This window comes from Actinotignum sanguinis, from assembly GCF_003957255.1.
In the GTDB taxonomy this organism is placed as follows: Bacteria; Actinomycetota; Actinomycetes; order Actinomycetales; family Actinomycetaceae; genus Actinotignum; species Actinotignum sanguinis.
This window is the reverse complement of the sequence record NZ_QDIE01000002.1, coordinates 120955-143841: the sequence shown is the minus strand read 5'-3', so window position 1 is coordinate 143841 and position 22887 is coordinate 120955. Positions and strand designations below refer to the sequence as shown.

Here is a 22887-nt window from a genome sequence, read left to right as displayed (position 1 = left end):
CCTTACCGCCACACCATTCACGTGGGTAGCTGACGTGGATAGCCTCCTGGAGAAAATAGCACGCGCGAGAACAGTCTTAGAACAAACCCCCACCCCATAACCGGAAACCTAAATCGCGGACGGTGCACTAGGGTTCGGGCTCGCCATCACCGATCCGCTTGCCGGGGATCCGCGCGCGGTGCGGGTGCGTGATGCGCTACCGGCTCGCAATTATCAGCCGCTAGATAAAATAGCGCAGACCGCGGGAATGGGATTTGCTGAGGTGATGGCGGCCCTCGGAAAACTTGAGGTAGCCGGAATCGCGGAGAGCCGGGGCGGGAAATGGCGCCTAACGCCCCAGGCTCGGGAGGCAAGCCGGCAACGGGCGACCTGAGGCTCGCATAAACTGGAAGTATGCGAGTAGCAGATATTGTGGACCGTTATGAGCGAGAATTGCGGCTGCGCCGCGGATACTCCGAGCATACGATTCGCGCTTATGTGCATGAAGTGGTCTCACTTCTCGCTTTCCTTCACGAGCTATCCACCAGGGACGAGACTTCGGATAAAGATTTATCCCAGCAAGATATTGACCTCGAACACTTGGACTTAGCTGATTTACGGGCATGGCTGGCCCATTCGCGCGAACACGGTAGTGCCTTGGCCTCGATGGCACGACAATCCGCGGCAATACGTACTTTTAGTTCCTGGGCATACCGGTGTGGCTATACCGCCTCAGATCCGGCAGCCAGGCTGAAATCACCCCGGGTCACCAATGAGCTACCGCATGTCCTCAATGAACACCAAGCCCAGCAGTTGCTCAACAACGCCAAAAGCCATGCGGTTGAGAGTGGGAATGCTCTCGCCTACCGGGACTGGGCGGCCCTTGAGCTCATGTATGCGGCAGGTTTGCGCGTGAGCGAAGTGTGTTCCCTGGATATTGACCAGGTTCGCCCTGATTTAACGGTGCGCGTTATCGGAAAAGGAAATAAGGAACGCGTGGTCCCGTACGGAGTGCCGGCTATGCGGGCCGTGCAGGAATATCTGCCCGCGCGCGCCTCTCTTATGAAAGAACCGACCCGGGCTCTCTTTTTAGGGGCTCAAGGTAGGCGCCTCAATCCGCGTTCATTGCGCGACGTTGTGCATCGGGCCGCCAGCCGAGCGGGAGTACCCGATATTACCCCGCACGATTTACGCCATTCCGCAGCTACGCATCTTCTCAACGGTGGCTCGGATTTGCGCAGCGTCCAAGAGATCCTGGGCCACTCATCCCTGCAAACCACGCAGCGCTACACCCACGTCAGCGCCGACAGGCTCCGGGCTGCATTCCTCCAAGCCCATCCGCGGGCCTAAAGAAGCGTTGCAGGAGCGTCACGGATAAAGGCGGATCTCACGCCGGTAGAGGAGCGAGAGCGGGTCAATATAGGTTTTCCCGCGCCGCGCACCCCAGTGCAAAACATCCCCGGGGAAGCGTCCGCCATCCTCATGCCCGGCCAGCAATGTCCCAATAACCGTCCCGGCGCTCACGGTTTCTCCTCGCTGCACCTGTGGCTCCACGGGTTCGTACGTGGTGCGCAGACCATTGGCGTGTTCGATAGAAATTACTGGCCGATCCGCAAGCATCCCGGCATACACCACGGTGCCCGTGCCGGCAGCAAGAACAGGGCTGCCCGCTGGAAGCTCCACATCGACACCGCGATGCCCGGGCAACCAATTGTGCTTCGGTGGGTCAAAGGGGCGAGTGACTACAGGCTTGCTACCGGTAGGGGAGCGGAAGCCGGTGTTGCGGGGCTGTGCGGCCGTTGTATGCGTTGCATTCCGGGCATCTACCATAAGTGCGGACGCCGACGGTGCCTCTGGCTTGCTTTCTGTTGTCGAGGCCGCGGCCTGCGCGGGGGTGTTTTCCGACGACGGCGCCACCGGGCCAGATGCCGATTCTGAAATGACGCTCGCCACCAGGGTGAGAGCCGCGCCGGCAGCGGCCAGGCAACGTGCCACGATCATGCGCCCCGCATGGGAGCGGGAGCGCGCTGTGGCCCGGGCACCAGGAGCCGTGCCCGGGCCACAGCGCGCACCGGGGAATCGTGTCGCAAAAATCCTGAGAGTCTTCATAGGGCTGAGCATGCCGTGGAGAAGGCTCGCACTCCAGTGGGCACCCGCCGGCTGTGGATAGTCCATGCGTCTCCGCAACCTGTGGAAGACTCTAGCTCTATTCTGGAACTAGCCTGGGTTTTTGCGCTGTTATCCGCGGTTTTTACCCTTGAGACGCATCGTTTCGCGCCGCCCGCGGGTATTCTCTTTCGAGGCGTGCCGATCCTGGCTCCGTGCCGTTCGTGCGTCGCTGCGGGAACGTAGCCGCTCTGCCTCCGCCATCATGCGTAGATAGCGATTTAAACGGTCCGCGTTCAAAGCCCCGTGCGCGCAGGCCTCACGCACCGCACACCCCGGCTCACGCCCGTGGCTACAATTCGCGAAATGGCACGAGGCAGCCAAGACGCTAATATCCGCGAAGGTATCCTCAATGGCCTCCGTGTCCATCGTGGCTCCCAAAGCGCGCACCCCGGGAGTATCGATGACCGCGAAGTGTTCTCCACAGACCAACTGGCGTCCGGTGGTCGTGTGCCGACCCTTATGGTCACCCTCGCGCACCGCTCCCACCGCCCGGGTAGCTCCGAGCAAAGTATTGGTGAGGGTGGATTTCCCCGCGCCGGAGCGCCCCACCACCACGACCGTACCGGAGAGGAGCTCGACCAGCCGAGCTACGTCCGCAGCGGAGCGTGCATCAAGCGCGAGGACTTCTTCGCATCCCTCACCCAGCTCCTGGAGATCTGCCGGGTTCGCCAGATCCGCCTTCGTGAGCACCAGCCAGGGGCATGCCCCGCTCGCGTGGGCCAGGGCCACGAAACGTTCGATACGCCCGCGACTAGCTGCTGGCACCACGGGTTCCACAATGAGAACCACATCAATATTCGCGCAGATAGGTTGCTCGAGAGCGGCACGGCCCACCGACGGGCGGGTGAGATACGTACGGCGCGGCAAAATGTCGAGAATATGCCCGGCATCATCCACGCCCACCCAGTCACCCACCACCGGCGGCCAAGATTCACTATCCCGGCAGTGTCCCGGAACATCAAGGTCAATGCGCACCAATGCCCCGTTCGAGGGACCATTCGCGGGGGAGCCCAGCACATCAGTTTTATCAACGAAGAGCACTTCGACGGCGCCGCGATGTACCGCGGCGATCCGCCCGCCGTGCACGCAGGTGCCGCCACCAAGGTTCATTTCCGCGACTTTTAGGTAGGCCGCCCAACGTTCATCAAAGCCCAGAAAACTCATACAACATCCCTTCGCATACCCGAACGCAGCCGAGCCACCGCATGGCGGGTCGCGATCACACCGACTCCGGCCCAGAGCAGGGCAACGGCAATATCACGGGTTACCAACCAGCCGGCCGGCGCCGCGATACTCGCGATGATTCCTGAGAGGGGCACAGCATTCGCCAACGAGGCCAGCACGGGCGGATAGTAATCAAGGGGCACAATAACTCCGGTGAAAACAGGCAAGAACGTGGCGAGTAACGTCGCACCTAGATACGGGTCAGGAAGATCCACTCCGATCCCGGCCGCTGCCACTCCGAGCAGCACCCCGCATACCAAGGCAGCCACCGCTAAGAGCGCTACTCGTCCCAGGAGTGCCGCATCTTTGTCCGGGGAGAGGAGGAAGACGGCGCCGATGGCCGCACTACCGGTGGATACTACCAGGACGCATGGGACGGTAGCCACCGCCACCCAGTACACCACATCGAAACGCCGGCGCAGGTGAACCTCCTGGAATATCCCTAGCGCCCGGTCGGTTGCCACCGCGCTGACCACCCCGGAGGCCACCGACGTGGCCAAAGCAACCAGCGCCGCGGCATAGCCGGTGCGCACCAGATCCGGGGTCCCCACGTCATTGCCGAGCACCACATCAAAAAGCACGTCGAGGAGCGGAAGAACCAGGAGAGTGGTCGCCGCCGTCCCCACCGTTGCAAAGGTCACCGAGGAAGCCCAGGAGACCCGAATAATCGAGCGATAGCGCGTCAGCATCACATCATCTCCAAGGTCCCGGAGCGGGTAGCACGGCGCAGCGCCGCGCGCCCCGCCACTCCCGCCACCGTCAGCCACACGCCCAATACGACCACCCAGACAGCTACGTCACTCCCGGTAATATCCTCTCCGAAGAGCAGGGAGGTGGGCATTGAGAGGGGTACGAAGAGGGAAAGATAGGCCAGCCACGCAGGTGGCGCCGTCGTCGTAAAAAGAATTCCGGAAGCTAAAAACATCGGAACCAGGAGCAGACCTTCGTAACTAATCGCGTTCGGGGTGAGCACGAAAAGCGCGGCGATCACGAATGAAACGCTCAGGCACCCCATCCACAACAGTAGAATCCCGCATGCAAAGCCCCAGGACGGTGCGGTGAAGGTGACCGAGATGGAGCACAGGGCCCACGTCACCCAGGCCACCGGGAATGCTGCCAGTCCGAAGGAACCGGCCGAAGCTACTACCGCAGCAATGCTCCGTAGTGCCCCAATCGGCGCGCTCACCAAGTAGACGAGGGTACCTTTATACCTCTCAAAACCAATAATTCCAGCCGCGCAGGTTGCCGTGGTCCACATGCCGATAATCGCGGCACGCACCCACCCTTGCGTCGCGCTCATATTTCCGAAAGCTCGGAAACCGAGGAATTGCACCAGTGCGGTGGCGAGCGTCGCCGTCACCATAAGCTGGATGAAATAGGGAACGGATACAAATTGGCGCACGTGAAAAGCGCTCATACGTAGTTGCCGCATCACCGTGCCAACCCATCTGCCAGCGCGAGATACGTTTCCTCCAGCGAGGCCGGACGCGTAACCAGATCCTCCGGCTCGTACCCGAGAAGCGCCACCAGGCGTTCGGCTTGCGCACCGGAGCGCACATCCCAGTAGATCGTGACCGCCCAATTGCCCGCGCGCGGACGGCGAATAATCACCGCTCCGGGGAATTCCGCTTCGAGGCCCGCGAAAATATCCGCTTTGCGTGCACCCAGCGTGAACGTCGTGGTTGCGCCCACCCCGGCATATTCCGCGATATCTCGGACGGTGCCCCGCACCGCGATTTTGCCCGCGCCAATGACGGTGATGGTATCCGCCAGTTCTTCGACCTCCGGTATGGAATGCGAGGTGAGGAGCACCGCAGTGCCGTTACTGGCAACGTCGCGGATAATATCGCGCACCGTGAGCGCGACGTCGGGGTCCAGCCCCGTGGTCGGTTCATCAAGAAGGAGCAGCGGCGGCGCACCCAATAAGGCGCGCGCCAGGTGGAGGCGCTGGCGCATCCCGCGCGAAAACTGCCCCACCTTAACCCCGGCGGAGTCAGTGAGCTTAACGCGTTCAAGAACATCAGCGACGACGCCGCGCCGCTGCCCGCTCCCTACCCCCTGCAGGTCAGCAAAATACAGGAGATTATCGCGTGCCGTAGCCCGGGGATAAAACCCGAGGTCCCCGCCTAGCACCAGGCCCAGGCGCGAGCGCGCCTTTTCAGGATGGCGCACCGCGTCGATCCCCGCGATCCGTACCTGCCCCGACGTGGGAGCCAGCAGAGTCGCGCACATCCGCACCGTTGTGGTTTTCCCGGCCCCGTTCGGACCGAGCAAGGCATGCACCTGGCCCGCTTCGATCACCAGGGACACATCATCAACTGCAACAAATTTTTCTTTCCCGAACACGCGCCGCACATGGGTGACGTCGAGGACGGGAATATGAGGATCTATCAAAATCCTTATCCTTATCAATCCAATTGCCGTATTCAGGGCAGCATGAACCCTTATCGCACGCACCATTTAGGAAAGTACACAGGTGTACTCACCCGGGGCCTGAGAAAATAGGTATACGCTCCGGGCGCGCATCATCGCTAAGTGCGTGCGAGAATACGGCTTTCTCGCATTTTTATATAAAGAAGGTTTCCTTGATGCGATAGGTATTGAATTCAAGGACGCGCATAGGGCAGGTTGCTCCTAGGATCTAGTGTTAGTAACTATGTGGATTATCCTATAGTCATGCGGAAAAGCTGCACAGCCGCAACCATATGTTGAGATGGAGCGTGCGCGCTAGCCTCAGCCTCGGGTGCACATTCGCCTAGCCGCAAGATTCCCGCGAAAATCACACCCGCTCGCCGTTCGCAGTTTTTCTTGGTGGGGTAATATGTACAGGCGGCCGGTTATCCCCGGTCGTAATACGCGTGCCCGCATAAGAGGGTCGCGGATCGGTCCCGATGCGGGCTACCCGGTGGGTGGCGCATATTGGGAACCGCGGTTCGTGGGCACCAGGGTGCGGCGGCAATTCCGCCGTCGTGCAAGAACCGATACCGCGCCATTGTCATAATGGCGCCTGAGAAAGGACGCCGCATGGCTGTCGTCACCATGAGCCAGCTGCTGGAAGCTGGTGTGCACTTCGGGCATCAGACCCGCCGTTGGAACCCGAAGATGAAGCGTTACATCCTCACGGATCGTAACTCGATTTACATTATTGACCTGCGCAAGACGGTCGCCGATATCGACCGCACGTACGATTTCGTGAAGGAAACCGTGGCGCACGGCGGAAATATCCTCTTTGTGGGCACCAAGAAGCAGGCGCAGGAAGCCGTGAAGGAACAGGCCGAACGCACCGGGATGCCCTACGTGAACGAACGTTGGCTGGGCGGCATGCTCACCAACTTCCAGACCGTTGCCAAGCGTATTGAGCGCCTCAAGGAACTCGAGCAGATGGACTTTGAGGACGTGGCCGGCTCGGGCCTGACCAAGAAGGAACTCCTCATGCTCTCCCGTGAAAAGGACAAGCTGGAGAAGACCCTCGGCGGCCTGCGCGATATGCACCGCCTGCCCTCCGCCGTGTGGGTTGTGGATACCAACAAGGAACACCTCGCGGTGTCCGAAGCCAACAAGCTCAACATTCCGGTGGTTGCCATCCTGGACACCAATTGCGATCCGGATGAAGTTGCCTACCCGATTCCGGGTAACGACGACGCCATCGGTGCCGTTGGGCTGCTTACCCGCGTCATCGGTGATGCGGTAGCCGAAGGCCTCCTGGCTCGCGGCGCTGGCAAGAACGCTACCGAAGATGCGATGCCCGAGTGGGAGCGTGAAGTTCTCGCGGCTGGGGAAGCTACCGAAGAAGCCGCTCCCGCCGCGGAAGCTGCAGCCGCTCCGGCTGAAGCCGAGGCCGAAGCGACCGAATCCGAAGAAAACAAGTCCGAAGAAGCTGACGCCCAGGCCTAAGCCTGAGCGCTACAAGTGAGGAGTGAAGCATGGCTAATTACACAGCCGCCGATGTGAAGGCGCTGCGTGACAAGACCGGCGCCGGCATGATGGACGCCAAGAAGGCTCTCGACGAAGCCCAGGGGGATTCCGCCAAGGCTGAGGAGATCCTGCGCGTCAAGGGCATGAAGTCCGCCGCTAAGCGTTCGGACCGCACCGCTGCGAACGGCCTGGTGGCTTCGCACGTGTCCGATACCGCGGCCGGCCAGCGTGGCATTCTCGTGGAGATCAACGCGGAAACCGATTTCGTGGCCAAGAATGAGAAGTTCATTGGCATGGCCGATGAGATCCTCACGGCTGCCGTGGATTCCGGCGCCGATAGCGTGGAAGCGCTGCTCGCCGCCAAGCTAGGCGATGGCACCGTTGCGGATCGCATCACCGCCATGACCGCCGTCATCGGTGAAAAGATGGAAGTTTCCCACGTTGAAGTCCTCGAGGGCGAGCACGTGGAAGCTTATATGCACCGCACCAACCCTGACCTGCCCCCGCAGGTGGGTGTGCTGGTTGCCACCGATGCCAAGGCTGCCGAAGTTGCGCATGACATCGCGGTGCATATCGCCGCGCTGGATCCGAAGTACCTCTCCATCGAGGATGTTCCGGCTGACGTGGTGGAAACCGAGAAGCGCATCGCCACCGAAACCACCATCGCTGAAGGCAAGCCGGAAAAGGCCGTGCCGAAGATCGTGGAAGGCCGCATGCACGGCTTCTACAAGCAGGTCGTTCTCGAAGAGCAGGGCTACGCCCGCGAGCCGAAGACCCCGGTCAAGACCATCGTGTCCCAGACCGGCGGTAAGGTGACCGGTTTCAAGCGTCTGCGCGTCGGTTCGCACGCTGAGTAAGTTTTTGCACGCGCCGGGACGTAGTTTCCGGCTGCCGGGAGCCTAGCTTTCGGTTGTGAGAACACTAAACGCCGGAGGGCGGGATGTACGTGAGTGCGTCCCGCCCTCTGGCGTATTGAGCGGTGCTGTTTCGGGCACCGGACCTATCTGCTTCTAAATATCTATAGCTCCCACCGGGCACTTTCACATAAGATGAGGGGCGCTGAACTGACAAAGGAGTAAGAGGTGAGCATAACCATTCCCGATCCGCACACCCTCGCGGTTGAGAACGCCCGCGCGGCATACAAGAAAACTAAGAAACCGCTGACGCGATCCTTCGTGATGGCACTCTCGGGCGGCGCCTTTATAGGCATGGGCTACATTTTCTACATCACGTCGCAACAGGGCCTGGCCGACGGGCCGCTCGGCCCGGCGAAAGTCCTGGGGGGCCTGTGCTTCTCGGTCGGTCTCATCCTGGTGGTACTGACCGGCTCGGACCTCTTCACCTCAACCACGATGACGGTCATGCCGCTCTACCACAAGAGGGTGCGGCCGCGGCGGTTCTTCGCGCACTGGGGCACCTCCCTAGCTGGCAATTTAGTTGGTGCGCTGTTTTTGGCGTTGCTCGTCTTCGGCGCGGGTCAGGCACTCTCTAACGGGGGAGCCTGGGGCGAGGTTGCCCTCCATACCGCGGCGGGCAAGGCCGCGCATTCTATCCCAGAGGCATTCCTCCTGGGCGTGCTCGCGAATATCGCGGTGTGCGCCGGTGTGTGGATTGCGCAATCGGGGCGTTCCACGGCGGATAAGATCCTCGCCTGTCTATGCCCCATCCCACTCTTCGTTGCCGCTGGATTCGAGCACTCGGTGGCCAATATGTTCCTACTTCCGCTCGGCCTTATGTGCAAGTACTGGGGTGGGGATGCGTTCTGGAACTCCGAAGCGGTGCTCGCCTCTGGTCACGGTCTCGCCGACTACGCCGCCTTCACGCCGGGCGCCGTCGCCCTCAATATCGGTGTGGTGATTCTCGGCAATATTGTGGGGGGCGGTTTCATCCTCGCCACGTACTTCTGGGTTGCGTATCTGCGTGACGACGACGCAGCTGACGTTTACGACGCGCCGCTGAAGTAATCCACGCCGATATCGGCTAGCTTGCCCGCATACGGGGCATACACGAAGCGGGGGCTCCCACGTCAGGAAAGCCCCCGCTTCATGTATGTTAGGCCGTTGCTACACCACAAAAACGGCCACGCACGCCAATCCGATCCCCACAATCACGAGGGTGAGAAGGAACCCAAAGAGGACGGTGCGTGCCCCCGTATGCATAATCGTTTTGAGATGAACGCCGGCACCCATGGCGCCCATTGCGGCGATAAGGAGCCAGTTGGCGACGTCGTTACCAAGAATCTGCAAGACACTGGCTGCCCATGCCTGGTTCTCCAGGACGGAGGCGATACCTACCGCGATAAGGAAGCCAAGCACGAACAGTGGGATAAGCGGTGCGGAGCTACGCGTATGGCCGTGCGTATCGAGCGCCGCACCGTCCAGCCCCGCGGCGCGGGCCTCACGTTGCTTAGCGGCGCGCTCCAGCAGCCCCACCACGGCAATCACCGCGGCCAGGCATACCACGCGCCCAAGCTTGGCGGCAGTAGCGGTATCGGCCACGCCACCGTAAATATTTGCGGCGGCCACCACCTGGCCAACTTCGTGAATAGTGGCGCCCATCCATACAGCCGCCTGATTGGCGCTCAAGTCCAGCAGGTGGGCGAGCCAGGGGAGTGCCACGAGGGTGAGAGTGCCGAAAAGCGTCACGCAGGCAATAGCGGTCGCCGCGGCGGTATCGCGTTCGTCTTCGTTACGCACTCGCACCACGGCGGAAGTTCCCGCCACCGCGGAGGCCCCGCAAATGGAGGTGCCCACGGCGGTGAGAATAGCCGAGGCGTGCGGGACTCGCAGGACTTTACTCAAGGGTACAGAAATGAGCATCGTTGCGGTCACACAGGTGATGATGGTGATGAGGGTACCCCAGCCCAGCCCCAGGATTGCGGGAATGGATAGGCGCAGCCCCAGGAGCACCACCCCGGTGCGTAGCACCCGTTTGGAGGTGAAGGTGAGACCGCGGTTAGCCGAACGCGGGATAAGTCCCAGGTTGCGCACCAGCATGCCCAATACGATGGCGAAGAGCATGGCGGAAAGCAGGGGCATCAGCTTACTCAGGCCCCAGGATGCTACCGCGATAACAGCGGCAAGCAGCACGCCCGGCGTGAGGGCGCGCAGTGACGCCACCCATGTGGCAGCGTCAGAAGAAATATTTTCATTAGACACCCGGATATTATGCCTGAGTCCGCGCTGGTATGGTTAAGCCCGATGAACTGAGCGACGGGAGGCAATGGTGACACTACTGGAACATGACGCGAGCTCGGATGGAGTCCGCCGAGTTCTTCTTAAATTATCAGGAGAAACTTTTGGGGCGGGTAGTGTCGGGGTTGATGCCGCGGTGCTCCAGCGTGTCGCCGGTGAAATTGCCGAAGCGGCGGCTTCGGGAATCGAAGTAGCCATCGTTGTAGGGGGAGGAAACTTCTTCCGCGGAGCTGAATTGCAGCAATCTGGAATGGATCGAGCCAGGGCGGACTATATGGGGATGCTCGGCACCGTTATGAACGCGATCGCGCTCCAGGATTTCATCGAGCAGGCCGGCACTCAGTGTCGCGTGCAAACTGCAATCCAGATGACGCAGATTGCTGAACCGTATATTCCCTTGCGCGCCATCCGCCACCTTCAGAAGGGGCGGGTGGTTATTTTCGGTGCCGGGGCCGGCATGCCCTACTTCTCTACCGATACTGTTTCCGCGCAGCGTGCCCTCGAGCTGCGCTGCGATGAGCTCCTCATGGGAAAGAACGGGGTGGATGGAGTCTATACCGCCGATCCGCGCACCCATCCGGAAGCGGAAAAGCTCACCGCCATCAGCTACGATACGGTGCTTTCCCATAATCTCCAGGTGGCCGACGGTGCGGCCTTTGCTCTGGCGCGGAATAACTCCCTGCCGATGCGGGTTTTCGGTATGACCGAGCCGGGGAATGTCACCGCCGCGCTGCGCGGTGAGAATATTGGAACGGTGGTCTCCGCCCAGGGCGCATAGCCCCGCTAAGCCGGTAAGATATGTCACATCGGGCGTGTGGCGGCGGTGGCGTCGTCGTACCACGTAGCTACGCGCCGTGAACGAAACTGCGAAGGAAAAAACATGATTGAAGAAGCTTTGCGCGAAGCCCGCGAAAAGATGGGCAAAACTATTGAAGCAACCAGCGAAGAATTTTCGCATATCCGCTCCGGGCGGGCCAGCGCCGGGATGTTTAACCCGATTCTGGTGGATTACTACGGAACGCTTACGCCGCTCCAGCAGCTGGCTACCATCACCATTCCCGAACCGCGCACCGTTATGATCACGCCTTTCGATCCGGGTGCCAAGCAAGGGATCGACAAGGCGCTGCGCGAATCGGACCTGGGTGTCAATCCCTCCGATGACGGCAATGTGCTGCGCGTGAACCTCCCGGCTCTAACCGAGGAACGCCGCAAGGATTACGTCAAGTTGGCTCGCACGCGCGCTGAAGATGGGCGCGTGTCCATCCGGGCCGTGCGTCGGAAGGCGAAGGATACCCTCGAAGCTATCCAAAAAGATGGCGAGGCCGGGGAAGACGAAGTCAAGCGCGCTGAAGACGAGCTGGAAAAGCTGACCAAGAGCTTCGTGGAGCAGATCGATAAGCTCCTCGAAGGCAAGGAAAAGGACCTGCTCGAAATCTAATGTCGCGCACCTCGTTGCGGAGCCTGCTCGCTCCGCGTCCCCCGCAACCGCCGCGCCCCACCTCCTCGCGGGCCGGCCGTAACCTCAAAGCCGCCGTCCCCACCGCGCTCATCCTGCTGGCGCTGGTGGCTCTCAGTGTCCTCTGGCGTATTGAGCTCTTTGTGGTGCTCGTGGTGGTGGCGCTTAGCTTTGCCGTATGGGAGGCCGCGGGCGCGTTCCTCGCGCGTCAGATCCGACTGCCGCTCACGATGCTGCTGGCCGGAAATATCGCGATCCTGGCGCTGGCCTGGTGGCGCGGACTCGGCGCCGCCATGCTGGCTTTCGGGGCGACGGTGGTCGCCTGCGCCCTGTGGTTGGGGTTGCGCGACCGGGGGCGTGCGCAGGTGAGCGACGCCGCCTGCGCGGTTTTCGTCTCCCTGTGGATTAGCGTGCTGGGGAGTTTTGCGGTGGCACTGTGCCAGCTGGATTCCCCGGCGTGGATGGTCGCAGCGCTCATCCTCCTGCCCGTTGCCAATGACACCGGGGGCTGGGCTGCCGGGGTGCTTTTTGGGCGTCATCCGCTCGCCCCGCGAATCTCCCCGAAGAAAACCTGGGAAGGGCTGGCCGGATCAATCCTCGCCTGCCTGGTGGTGGCATTGCTGCTCGCCACGGGGGTCCTCGGGCACGGCGTATGGTGGGCCTTCGGTATCGGGATGGCAGCGGTGGTGTGCTGCACCGCCGGTGACCTGCTTGAGTCACGCCTCAAACGCTGGCTCGGCGTTAAAGATATGGGCGCAATTTTCCCCGGGCACGGCGGCATGCTTGATCGCATTGATTCCATCTTGTTGTGGGCGCCGTTCTGCTACCTCTTCTTCGCGGCGGCGCAAGGGGTGTTCTGATACTAGCTCGGTGCGGTGCACGGCTGCGCTGTGAGCGAGAGCGGCGTGTGGCGGGCGCATATGGCAAAATGAGTGCGGCACATTAAGAGGGAAGGTCGGCAGGTCGGCACCGTGGTGCTGGCATAGACAAGTGAGGTGAGTTGTGAGCACGTTTAAACGAGTGGGTCCGCTCACGCGCGGATACAATACCGAGCAGGTCGATGATTTCCTCGCCCGTGCAAAAGACGCATATTCGCGAGGAACTGGCGATATGGACGAAACGGACGTGCGGCGCGCCGGTTTTTCCCGCCAGCGTGGCGGATATGATCCGGCTCGGGTAGATGCCGCGCTCGACCGCCTCGAAGCTGCCTTTATTCACCTCAAGCGTGCGAATACTATCGGGGCGCGCGGGGAACAGGCATGGCTCAACCTCGCTTACCAGGACGCTAAAAGCCTTTATCCGCGCCTGCTACGCCCGGCTGGGCAGCGTTTTGCTGACGCTGAAGGTTGGGGATACCGCAAATCGGATGTTGATGAACTTCTCGACCGTCTTGCCCGGTATTTCGATGGTGAAGAAACCGTCACCTCAGAAGTGGTGCGTGATGCCATTTTCCCGGAATCGCGCGGAAAAAACGCTTATGACGAAGCCGTCGTTGACGTGTTCCTCGAGCGGGCTGTCAGCGTCTTGCTTGCGGTGGAGTAGCGGAGTAAATACACCGCGATGAAACGCTCCATTTGGCCGCATCGAGCTGCATCCTCGCTGCGCCGTCTCACGGGTGCGGATAAATCCCGCGCCCTGGAATTTTTAGCTCGCGACCCGGTCAATTCCGTGCTCGCCCGCGTCAATGTGGAACGCATGGGCGTGGGGACATCCTCGGCGCTGGCGGCGATGCACCGTCGCGATATTGAAGCTCTAGCCTGGGACGGCGGCAATATTATCCCCTTGGGATTTTCCCCGGCGGGCCTGCGCGAACTAGGCGACGATATTCTTTCCCGGCATCGGGTGGCCTGTTCCATCCTTGGGCCAGCCGATCAGGTTCTCGGACTGTGGGAGCACCTGGAGCGCTCCTGGAGTCCCGCTCGTGAGGTTCGAGCACGCCAATATTCCCTCGCCCTTACCCACGCTTCCCCGGTGGCGCCCGATCCGCAGGTACGGCCGGCCGAGCCCTGGGAATTCGGTGCTGTTTTTCCCGCGGCGGTAGCTATGTTCACCGAGGAAGTCGGATACGACCCGACTGTTTATGGGCCGAGCTACGGGCGGCGAGTCCGTGATCTTATCCGCTCCGGTCACACTTTCGTGCGTATGGGAATAGATCCCGCCAACGGAGCCCCACGAGTGGAATTCAAGGCTGATATCGGTGCCTTGGCCGGGGGAGTGGCGCAGATCCAAGGTGTATGGACCGCCCCTGATCTACGGGGTCGCGGGATAGCAACCCGGGCGATGGCCAGCGTCGTTGACCAGGTGCGCGCCCGCTATGCGCCCACCGTCTCCCTCTACGTCAATGACTACAATACCGCCGCGGTTAGGCTCTACCAGCATGTTGGTTTCAGCCGCGCGGGGGAGTGGGCGACGGTTCTCCTCTAACTCCGGGGCATCGTCTGGCACCGGTGCTCTCGCTCCGTGCGGCGCCGTCCTCCGTTCGGGCCCCGTTCCCCCGTCCGCCCCAGTACTGCGCCCCGGTGCCGCGCCGTTCCCGGCAAGCGGGTAGAATGGCGGGCGTGCTGAGAATGTCTAGTCTTTTTGTGCGCACCTTGCGCGAAGACCCGGCCGACGCCGAGGTCGCCAGTCATAAACTCCTAGTCCGCGGCGGGTATGTGCGGCGCGTGGCCCCAGGTATTTACACCTGGTTGCCGCTCGGCTTGCGGGTGCTGCGGAAAGTGGAGCGGGTTGTCCGGGAAGAAATGGATGCGTCCGGGGCTCAGGAAGTACTTTTCCCGGCCCTTCTCCCGCGCGAACCTTACGAGGCAACGAACCGCTGGAGCGAATACGGCCCCACCCTCTTCAAGCTGGCGGATCGCAAGGGTAACGACATGTTGCTTGCCCCCACGCACGAGGAAATGTTCACGCTTCTCGTGAAGGATCTTTATTCTTCCTACAAGGATCTGCCCCTCACGCTCTACCAGATCCAAACGAAGTACCGCGATGAGGCCCGCCCGCGTGCCGGCGTGATTCGCGGGCGTGAATTCGTCATGAAAGATGCCTATTCCTTCGATATGGACGAGGCGGGTCTGGACGCTTCCTACAATACGATGCGCGCGGCCTACCAGCGTATTTTCGAGCGCTTGGGTCTGCCTTATGCCATTGTCTCCGCGATGTCCGGGGCAATGGGCGGCTCGCGTTCGGAAGAGTTCCTGTTCCCCACCGCGATTGGGGAGGATACTTTTGTCCGGTCCGTGGGTGGTTACGCTGCGAATACCGAAGCGGTTACGACGCCGCTGCTTCCCGAGCAGGACTTCTCTGACGTTCCGGCACCCGAGCTGGTGGATACCCCCGGGGCGAAAACCATCGCTGACCTGGTTGAGATGGCAAATCAGGTGCATCCGCGTTCGGACCGCCCCTGGAACGCCGCAGATACGCTCAAGTCGGTAATCGTGACCCTCACCCATCCCGATGGGGAGAAAGAAGTGGTGGTCATCGCCCTTCCCGGGGACCGCGAAGTTGATATGAAGCGCGTGGAAGCCAGCTTGGCGCCGGCCGAGGTGGAGCTTGCTGCTCCTGAGGATATGGAGAAGTACCCGGGAATCGTGCCGGGTTATACCGGCCCCGGTGCGGTTGGCCCGCAGGCCCGCGGTGGCGCCGTTGCTGACAATTCCGGCGACGGAGCTGACGGTGCTGGCGACGGCGCAACGGTGCCGGTGGCGCGCCTCCTCCTTGACCCCCATGTGGCGCGCGGCTCGCGCTGGATCGCCGGCGGCAACGCGGTGGATAAGCATATTTTCAACCTGGTCTACGGACGTGATTTCGAGGCCGATGGCACCATCGAGGCCGCGGAAGTACGTGCCGGCGACGAAGCCCCGGACGGTTCGGGCCCGCTCGATATCGCGCGCGGTATCGAAATTGGCCATATTTTCCAGCTGGGGCGCAAATACGCCGAGGCTCTCGGTCTAACGGTGCTCGACGAAAACGGTAAAACTCGCGTGGTCACCATGGGCTCTTACGGGGTGGGTGTGTCCCGTGTCCTTGCTGCTATTGCCGAGCAGTACCACGATGAGAAGGGCCTGGTCTGGCCGGTGGGTGTCGCGCCCGCGCAGGTGCATATCCTTGCCACTGGTAAGGACGACGCCGTCTTCTCTGCCGCGGAGGACTTAGCCACGCAGTTGACCGCCGCGGGTATCGAAGTCCTCTTCGATGACCGCCGTAAGGTGAGCGCCGGAGTGAAATTCGCTGATTACGAGCTCCTGGGCATGCCCTACGCGGTGGTGGTTGGCCGGGGTCTGGCCAATGGAACGGTGGAAGTACGCACCCGCGGCACCGGGGAATCCGAAGACGTGGCGGTGGCGGATGCTGCCTCGCGTGTACAGGAGATCCTAGCTGCTGCCCAAGCGGGCGAGTAACGGTTTTCGACCCTGGGCACATCGTGCTCGGATCTGAAAATTTATAACCACAAAATGCGCTTCCAGCTACATAAATATGTATGTTCTGGAAGCGCATTTTGGGGTTAATAGACAAAAGTGGGTCTAATACCGGCGTGATGAAAGCCCGGGGAGTGCGTTGCTGCCCAGGCCCTGGCTAGTGGTGCCGCTGGCACCTATAGCACCGCCCGCACCGGTGCCGCCGTCAGCGTCATTCACTGCAATCGCAAAGTTGAGAGCCGCTGTGGCCGGTGCTCCGCTATGCCACAGCGCACCGATCAAAGTTGCGTACGCGGCGGATGTAAGTTCCTCATCGGCAACAGTCGGGAGGGGAACGCTGGCAGCGCGAGTATCCGGGGTACCGGCGCGCAGTAGGGCTTCCTCTAGATCAGCAATGCGCGCGATGCGTTCCATACGTTCGGCATGCCCCTCCATGCCACGCCGTGCCGCATCAACTTCATACCATTGGCGGGCTGTATTCGCGGCCGTGAGAAGTTTCTCGTCGCCGCCAGCCGGTGCCAGCTGGGCGACATCGTAGCCGGCGCCACCTTGCGCCGAAGTACCAAGGGGAGCCGGGGCCGGTAAGCCAGCAGCCTCTGCCACCAGCTGAGCATCCCAGGTTGCCCGCAACGCAATTGCTAAATAGAGCGCACGCTCCCCGGCTGTTTCCTCGGACATCTCCTCGCGAGCATCGGCGCCTTTTGTTGCGCCGCCTACCGCACCGTCTGCCACGTCAGTTACTGCACCATTTGCCGCACCGACGGCCGCGCCTTTTACGGGAGTTTCCGCTTCGGGCAGTAGTGTATCCGCCGCTGTCACCGCCGCGGAGCTGATCGTGGATAACTCAGCGAGTACCTCAACGGCATCTGGAGCGAGGGGAGAAGGCTCGGGGGAATTTGTATGCCCGGCCGGGGCTCCGCTCGGCCAGGCCTGCCATACCCCGCCCAGCTGGTTTTCCCACACGTTCGCGTGCTCGGCAACATCCTGGTATACCTGCGCGGCGTAGCCCCCCGTTTCGCCGGCTAAGTCAGCGGCAGCCGCGGAGCACCGCTGGGATGCCACGGCAAGACTTTGGCGCAGTTCTTGCGTCGTCGTCATAGGTGCGGGGGAGGGATCTCCGTGTTCCCACCGCGCTCCCATCGCAATAAGAATGGCGCCAATGATGAGGATCGTAAGCACGGCGGTGCCCACCAGCTGCACCGTGGTTCGAACCGACTGAGAGGTGCGCCTATGAGCGAGCGCTCCGCTCCGGGGTGCAGCTGCCATGCTTCTCCGCTTTCGTGACGAGAATAAAACCGCTTACATTGTGCCACCTCGGCGGCACCGTAGGCGCCGTCTGGCACGCCCGTGTACCACGGCCCGGCGCGGAAACTGTAGGATTAGCCCATGAGTCATTCCAAGAGTTCGCGTCCTCCCGCGCGGCGGGACCACCGCTCTACCGGGCCCCGTAAATCCAGTCAGGCACAGCGGACCGGTGAAATCATCGCCGCGATTGAACCTCTTGTCTCCCGATGCGGGCTCTATCTGGAAGGCGTAACGGTGGGGCGTGCCGGCGGGCGCGCCGTCGTCCAAGTTACGGTCGATCTCCCCAGCGGTCCCGGCGGTGTTGGCTCGGATCAACTGACCGACGTTTCGCGTCTTATTTCCGCGCGTTTGGACGACGTCGACCTCGTTCAGGGTGCCTATAACCTTGAAGTGTCCACCCCCGGTGCCACCCGTCCACTCGTGGAACCGCGCCACTTTTCCCGCGTCGTGGGGCGCCTGCTGCGTTTGACGCCCTCCGGTGAGGATGAGATCGTGACCAGGTTGCGCGCCGTTGAGGGGGATACTCTCGTCCTCGCACCGGATAATGGGGGAGCGGAACGGCGCTTACCCATTGGCCGGGTGGAACGGGCCCGTGTTGATATTGAATTCCATCGCGACGGCGAGGAAGAGTAGGAGAAATCGTGGATATTCAAATTCACATGAACGAGCTGCGGGCCCTGGAAAGTGAACTTGGTCTGAGCTCCGATGTACTCGTCGAAGCAATTGAAGATGCCTTGCTGCATGCCTATGCGCGGGTGCCCGGTGCGATTCGCGGGGCTCGGGTCGATATGGATCGGCGCACCGGTAAAATCGTGGTGTGGGCTCCGGAAATTGATGACGAGGGTAACGTCGTCGGTGAATTCGATGACACCCCGCACGATTTTGGGCGCATTGCAACGGCGACGGCGAAATCCGTTATCGCCCAGCGACTCAAGGAAGCCGAAGCGAATCGCGTTCTCGGCTCCTTCAAAAATAAGCAAGGTGACATTATTTCCGGCGTGGTGCAGGGCCGGGCTGGGCGCGATAGCTTCTCCCGTGATCTCCTCGTGGAGGTAGGGGATCACGAAGCTATTTTGCGAGCTGAAGAACAGGTTCCGACCGAACATCTCAATCGGGGAGATCGTATCCGCGCCCTTGTCTTGGACGTAGTGGTGACCAGCCGCGGCGCTTCTATTCGGCTCTCGCGTACCCACCCGGATTTTGTGCGCCGTCTCTTCGAACTGGAAGTGCCTGAAATTGCTAGCGGGACCGTGGAACTTGTGGCGCTCGCGCGCGAAGCGGGGCATCGCTCCAAGCTCGCCGTGTACGCTGAGGATCCGGAGGTCAATGCCAAGGGTGCATGTATTGGTCACAACGGGCAGCGCGTGCGTGCGGTTACCACGGAGCTGGGCGGAGAAAAAATTGACATCGTTGACTACAACGACGACCCGGCGGTCTTTATCGCCGCGTCACTGTCCCCCGCGAAGGTAACCCGGGTGGATATCATCTCCGCGGAGAAGCGTCAGGCACGGGCCATCGTTCCCGATGGGCAGGCATCCCTCGCTATCGGTAAAGAAGCGCAGAATGTGCGCCTGGCAGCTAAGCTCACCGGATGGTCCATCGATATTCGTAAAGAATCCGATGTGCAAGAAACTCCCGCTGTGGAAATTTCCGATGGTGAACCAACCAGCGGAGCTGAACACGGGGAAGATCACGCGGCACAGTCGCATGATGACGTGCGCTAGTAGCATCTTGCCGCTAAAATAGATAGGGTGTGAATTTCGAGGCGGTGGGATGATGGCTAAAAATCCGCGCATGTGCGTGGGGTGCCGTCAGCGTGCCGCCCGGGAGGATCTGGTGCGCTTAGCGCTAACCGAAGCGGGAGTTGTTGTGGATAAAGAACAACGGCTGCCCGGTCGGGGAGCGTGGGTGCACGCCCGCCCTGACTGTCTAGCCAGGGGAATGCGGACAGGACAACTTGCGCATGCTTTTCGCTGCGCCGTCGTTCTTCCTCCGCATGCCGTAACAAAATTAATCAGTTCGCTCGCGTGAGCGGAGCGAAAACCCGAGACCAAGAAAGCGGGTTGGAAGCTGATGGGCACCCGATGAGTACCCAACGATGAACAACCGGATTTAACGGGTCCGCGCGCACTTTTGCCGGGCCCAACGAAGGAGAACTGTGGCAAAAGTCCGCGTCCATGAACTCGCCAAAGAACTGGGGGTGACCAGCAAGAAGCTGCTGGCCACACTCAAAGAGAATGGCGAATTCGTCAAATCTGCCTCGTCCACCATTGAGGCACCTGTCGTGCGTAAAGCACGTGAATACTTTGAAGCGCATCCCGAATTGGTTGAATCCAAGGGGAGCGGTAAGCCGGCGCCGCGCAAGCCGGTCCGTAAGCACCCCGTGGCACCCGATGCGGTGGATATGCCCGCCGGTTCAGCCTCGATTGTCGATGTGACGGCGCAGGCGAAGGCTGCCGCGAACTCCGGGGATGCCGGAACTGCTGCTGGTACTGGTACCGGTGCGCCCAAGCCCGGCCCGAAGCCGGCTCCGGCCAAACCGCATTCGAATAGCGCCGCGGCGCCCACTCCGACCGCGGTGGCAGGCGCTGCCGGAACCGCTAGCGGCACTGGCGCTGCTGGCGCGCCCAAGCCCGGCTCCGCAGCTGGCACTCACAGCGCTCACGGTGGTGCGGCTCCGAAGCCCGGCAAGCCCGGCCCGCAGCAGGCCGCACCGAAACCGGCTCCTAAGCCCGGCGCGCCTGCACCGTCCGGAAAGTCTGGGGACACGGGATCCGCGCACGGCTCCGATGCCGCGCACGGCGGCGGAAAGTCCCACGAAACTGGGCACGCCGGCCGTTCCAATATTCCTACCCCGCGCGGTGCGGTGAAATCCGCCAAGGCCGCGCGTGCCGAAGCCGATCAGCGCACCCCGCGGCCCGGGAACAACCCCTACGCCACCTCGCAGGGTATGCCCCGTCCCGGTGGCGGGCGCGGTCCGCGGCCCGGCAATAATCCTTATGCCACCTCGCAGGGTATGCCCCGTCCCGGTGGCGGGCGCAAGAGTGCGGGTACTCCGCGCCCTGGTGCACATCAAAACAACCACGGTGGCGGGCAGCGTTCCGGTGGTGGGCGCGGGCACGGTGGTTCGCGTCCCTCGCCGGCGATGATGCCCAACCAGATGGCCGGTGCTCCTTCCTCAGGGCGGGGCGGTCGCGGCGGTGGCCGCGGGCGCGGCCCGGCTGGTGGCGGTCAGAACCGCGGCGGTCAGGGTCGGCCTACGGGCGGTTTCACCCGCAGTGGCGGGCGTTCGCGCGGCGGTTCCACCGCAGGTGCTTTCGGGCGCCGCGGCGGTGGCGGCGGCCGCAAGTCCAAGCGGACCCGGCGCGAAGAATACGAAGCACAGTCCTCGCCGATGCTTTCCGGCGTCCAGGTTCCGCGCGGGGATGGCTCCACGGTGGTGCGCCTGCGCCAAGGGGCTTCGTTGGCGGACTTCGCCGAGCGTATCGGTGCCTCCTCTGCGGCCCTCATTACCGTGCTCTTCCGCATGGGTGAAATGGCCACGATGAACCAGTCGCTGGATGAAGATACCTTCAAGCTGCTGGGCGCCGAACTCGGCTACGAGGTGGAAGTTTTGTCCGCCGAAGATGAGGATCGCGAAATCCTGGAGAGCTTCGATATCAACCTCGAAGAAGAAGAGCTCCTGGAAGACGAAGAGAACCTCAAGCCGCGTCCCCCGGTTGTTACCGTTATGGGCCACGTGGATCACGGTAAAACGAAGCTCCTCGACGCTTTCCGCCATTCACGGGTGGAAGGTACCGAATCAGGCGGTATTACCCAGGCCATCGGTGCTTTCCAGACCGATATCGAATACGAAGGCGAAACCCGGGCAATTACGTTCATCGATACCCCCGGTCACGAAGCCTTCACCCAGATGCGTGCCCGCGGTGCGGATATTACCGATATCGCGATCCTCGTGGTCGCCGCTGACGACGGCGTGATGCCCCAGACTGTGGAAGCTATCAACCACGCGCAATCCGCGGGTGTGAAGATCATTGTCGCGGTCAATAAGATCGACGTGGAGGGTGCTAATCCGCAGAAGGTGCGCAGTCAGCTCACCGAATACGGACTCATTGCCGAAGAATACGGCGGGGACACCATGTTCCTTGACGTGTCGGCTAAGCAGCGTATCGGTATCGACGATCTCCTCGAAGCCATCCTCTACGTTGCGGATGCCGAATTGGAGCTCAAGGCTAACCCGGATCGTACCGCGCGCGGTGTTGCTATTGAAGCCAAGCTCGATCAGGGCCGCGGCTCGGTTATTACTGCTTTGGTGCAGACCGGTACGCTGCGGATCTCCGATCCGATTGTGGTGGGTATTGCCCACGGGCGCGTGCGTGCGATGTTTGATGCCAGTGGCAACCCGGTCAAGGAAGCTGGTCCTTCTATGCCGGTGCAGGTCCTCGGCCTGGATGCGGTGCCTTCCGCGGGTGATGCTTTCCTGGTGGCGGACGACGAACGCACCGCACGCCAAATCGCAGAACAGCGCGAGTCGGCCCAACGGGCGGCTTCCCTCGCCAGGCGGCGCAAGCGTGTCTCGCTGGAGAACCTCGGCGACGTCCTCAAGGAAGGCAGCGTCGAAACGCTCAACCTTATTATCAAGGGTGATTCCTCCGGTGCCGTGGAAGCACTGGAATCCTCGCTCCTCGATATTGAGGTCGACGACGAAGTGGCGCTGCAGATTATCCACCGTGGCGTGGGTGCCATCACCCAGAACGACGTCAATCTCGCGACCGTTGATAACGCCGTCATTATCGGCTTCAATGTGCGCCCGGCGGAACGCGTGGCGGATCTGGCCGAACGCGAAGGCGTGGAGATGAAGTTCTACTCGGTCATCTACCAAGCCATCGAGGAAGTGGAAGCGGCCCTCAAGGGCATGCTCAAGCCCGTCCTCGAAGAAGTCCAGCTGGGCAGCGCCGAAGTGCGCCAGCTCTTCCGTTCGGGCAAGGCCGGCACCATTGCCGGTTCGATTGTCCGCACCGGCGCGATCAAGCGCGGGGCGAAGGCACGGTTGGTGCGCGACGGTGTCGTGGTTCAACCCGAACTCGAAATTGTTTCGCTGCGCCGCGAAAAGGACGATGTCACCGAAGTGCGCGAAGGCTACGAATGCGGTATTACGCTCGGCTATCGCGATATTCACGAAGGCGACATTATTGAAACCTTCGAGATGCAGGAGAAGGCCCGTAGCTAGGGG

General features: G+C 61.7%; 22 protein-coding genes. 15 read left to right on the top strand and 7 right to left on the bottom strand.

The annotated features are described in order from the left end of the window. The first annotated feature begins 178 nt into the window (after positions 1 to 178). Both DDD64_RS09160 and DDD64_RS01285 read left to right on the top strand, forming a co-directional pair. Positions 179 to 373: a DprA-like winged helix domain-containing protein gene (locus tag DDD64_RS09160; protein ID WP_407706505.1), complete on the top strand. Its 195-nt coding sequence runs from the start codon at positions 179 to 181 to the stop codon at positions 371 to 373. Positions 374 to 393: 20 nt separating this feature from the next. Next, entirely contained in the window at positions 394 to 1329 is a 936-nt protein-coding gene (locus DDD64_RS01285) for a tyrosine recombinase XerC (RefSeq protein ID WP_126134671.1), read from the top strand. A gap of 18 nt (positions 1330 to 1347) precedes the next feature. Here DDD64_RS01285 and DDD64_RS01280 read toward each other — a convergent pair whose 3' ends face one another. From DDD64_RS01280 to DDD64_RS01260, 5 genes are all read right to left on the bottom strand, one after another. Next, positions 1348 to 1980, bottom strand: coding sequence for a M23 family metallopeptidase (locus tag DDD64_RS01280; protein ID WP_126134670.1), 633 nt, complete (start codon positions 1978 to 1980; stop codon positions 1348 to 1350). A gap of 237 nt (positions 1981 to 2217) precedes the next feature. Further along, positions 2218 to 3312, bottom strand: a complete 1095-nt coding sequence (rsgA, locus tag DDD64_RS01275; RefSeq protein ID WP_126134669.1) for a ribosome small subunit-dependent GTPase A — start codon at positions 3310 to 3312, stop codon at positions 2218 to 2220. Beyond that, positions 3309 to 4061 carry an ABC transporter permease gene (locus DDD64_RS01270; protein WP_126134681.1) on the bottom strand — a complete coding sequence of 251 codons (753 nt, stop codon included), beginning with the start codon at positions 4059 to 4061 and terminating at the stop codon, positions 3309 to 3311. Before DDD64_RS01270 ends, rsgA begins: the two co-directional genes overlap by 4 nt. Then, positions 4061 to 4789, bottom strand: coding sequence for an ABC transporter permease (locus tag DDD64_RS01265; RefSeq protein ID WP_126134668.1), 729 nt, complete (start codon positions 4787 to 4789; stop codon positions 4061 to 4063). Before DDD64_RS01265 ends, DDD64_RS01270 begins: the two co-directional genes overlap by 1 nt. A 14-nt stretch (positions 4790 to 4803) precedes the next feature. Further along, positions 4804 to 5766 carry an ABC transporter ATP-binding protein gene (locus DDD64_RS01260; protein WP_241227327.1) on the bottom strand — a complete coding sequence of 321 codons (963 nt, stop codon included), beginning with the start codon at positions 5764 to 5766 and terminating at the stop codon, positions 4804 to 4806. A 630-nt stretch (positions 5767 to 6396) separates the two neighbouring features. On the opposite strand from DDD64_RS01260, the gene rpsB reads away from it, so the two are divergent. The 3 genes from rpsB to DDD64_RS01245 all read left to right on the top strand — a co-directional run bounded on the left by rpsB (position 6397) and on the right by DDD64_RS01245 (position 9251). Continuing rightward, positions 6397 to 7266 (top strand): 30S ribosomal protein S2, encoded by an 870-nt coding sequence (gene rpsB / locus DDD64_RS01255; protein ID WP_126134667.1) that lies wholly within the window; start codon positions 6397 to 6399, stop codon positions 7264 to 7266. A gap of 29 nt (positions 7267 to 7295) precedes the next feature. Beyond that, complete coding sequence (gene tsf / locus DDD64_RS01250) at positions 7296 to 8144, top strand: translation elongation factor Ts (protein WP_016442485.1); 849 nt, start codon at positions 7296 to 7298, stop codon at positions 8142 to 8144. 225 nt (positions 8145 to 8369) lie between these two features. Continuing rightward, a complete protein-coding gene (locus DDD64_RS01245; RefSeq protein ID WP_016442488.1) occupies positions 8370 to 9251 on the top strand; it encodes a formate/nitrite transporter family protein in 882 nt (293 codons plus the stop codon). A 99-nt stretch (positions 9252 to 9350) separates the two neighbouring features. Here DDD64_RS01245 and DDD64_RS01240 read toward each other — a convergent pair whose 3' ends face one another. Next, on the bottom strand, positions 9351 to 10445 hold the full coding sequence (locus DDD64_RS01240) for a YeiH family protein (protein ID WP_126134666.1): 1095 nt from the start codon (positions 10443 to 10445) through the stop codon (positions 9351 to 9353). 64 nt (positions 10446 to 10509) lie between these two features. On the opposite strand from DDD64_RS01240, the gene pyrH reads away from it, so the two are divergent. The 6 genes from pyrH to DDD64_RS01210 all read left to right on the top strand — a co-directional run bounded on the left by pyrH (position 10510) and on the right by DDD64_RS01210 (position 16331). Next, complete coding sequence (gene pyrH, locus DDD64_RS01235; protein ID WP_126134665.1) at positions 10510 to 11259, top strand: UMP kinase; 750 nt, start codon at positions 10510 to 10512, stop codon at positions 11257 to 11259. A gap of 102 nt (positions 11260 to 11361) precedes the next feature. Next, positions 11362 to 11919: a ribosome recycling factor gene (frr, locus tag DDD64_RS01230; protein ID WP_026428541.1), complete on the top strand. Its 558-nt coding sequence runs from the start codon at positions 11362 to 11364 to the stop codon at positions 11917 to 11919. Continuing rightward, the gene (locus tag DDD64_RS01225; protein ID WP_126134664.1) at positions 11919 to 12797 is read left to right on the top strand and encodes a phosphatidate cytidylyltransferase; all 879 of its coding nucleotides are present in this window, start codon (positions 11919 to 11921) and stop codon (positions 12795 to 12797) included. The genes frr and DDD64_RS01225 overlap by 1 nt, the downstream gene beginning before the upstream one ends. A gap of 142 nt (positions 12798 to 12939) precedes the next feature. Beyond that, positions 12940 to 13479, top strand: a complete 540-nt coding sequence (locus DDD64_RS01220; protein WP_126134663.1) for a DivIVA domain-containing protein — start codon at positions 12940 to 12942, stop codon at positions 13477 to 13479. An 18-nt stretch (positions 13480 to 13497) separates the two neighbouring features. Next, complete coding sequence (locus tag DDD64_RS01215) at positions 13498 to 14361, top strand: GNAT family N-acetyltransferase (protein WP_126134662.1); 864 nt, start codon at positions 13498 to 13500, stop codon at positions 14359 to 14361. A 143-nt stretch (positions 14362 to 14504) separates the two neighbouring features. Beyond that, the gene (locus DDD64_RS01210; protein WP_164545868.1) at positions 14505 to 16331 is read left to right on the top strand and encodes a proline--tRNA ligase; all 1827 of its coding nucleotides are present in this window, start codon (positions 14505 to 14507) and stop codon (positions 16329 to 16331) included. 123 nt (positions 16332 to 16454) lie between these two features. Here the strand turns inward: DDD64_RS01210 and DDD64_RS01205 are convergent, their stop codons facing one another. Then, positions 16455 to 17615, bottom strand: coding sequence for a hypothetical protein (locus DDD64_RS01205; protein ID WP_126134660.1), 1161 nt, complete (start codon positions 17613 to 17615; stop codon positions 16455 to 16457). 120 nt (positions 17616 to 17735) lie between these two features. Here DDD64_RS01205 and DDD64_RS01200 point away from each other — a divergent pair, with 120 nt between their 5' ends. From DDD64_RS01200 to infB, 4 genes are all read left to right on the top strand, one after another. Further along, the gene (locus DDD64_RS01200; protein WP_126134659.1) at positions 17736 to 18287 is read left to right on the top strand and encodes a ribosome maturation factor RimP; all 552 of its coding nucleotides are present in this window, start codon (positions 17736 to 17738) and stop codon (positions 18285 to 18287) included. A gap of 14 nt (positions 18288 to 18301) precedes the next feature. Beyond that, positions 18302 to 19378 carry a transcription termination factor NusA gene (nusA, locus tag DDD64_RS01195; RefSeq protein WP_241227329.1) on the top strand — a complete coding sequence of 359 codons (1077 nt, stop codon included), beginning with the start codon at positions 18302 to 18304 and terminating at the stop codon, positions 19376 to 19378. 49 nt (positions 19379 to 19427) lie between these two features. Then, positions 19428 to 19685, top strand: coding sequence for a YlxR family protein (locus DDD64_RS09155; protein WP_126134657.1), 258 nt, complete (start codon positions 19428 to 19430; stop codon positions 19683 to 19685). 127 nt (positions 19686 to 19812) lie between these two features. Beyond that, positions 19813 to 22884 (top strand): translation initiation factor IF-2, encoded by a 3072-nt coding sequence (infB, locus tag DDD64_RS01185; protein WP_126134656.1) that lies wholly within the window; start codon positions 19813 to 19815, stop codon positions 22882 to 22884. Positions 22885 to 22887: the final 3 nt, after the last annotated feature.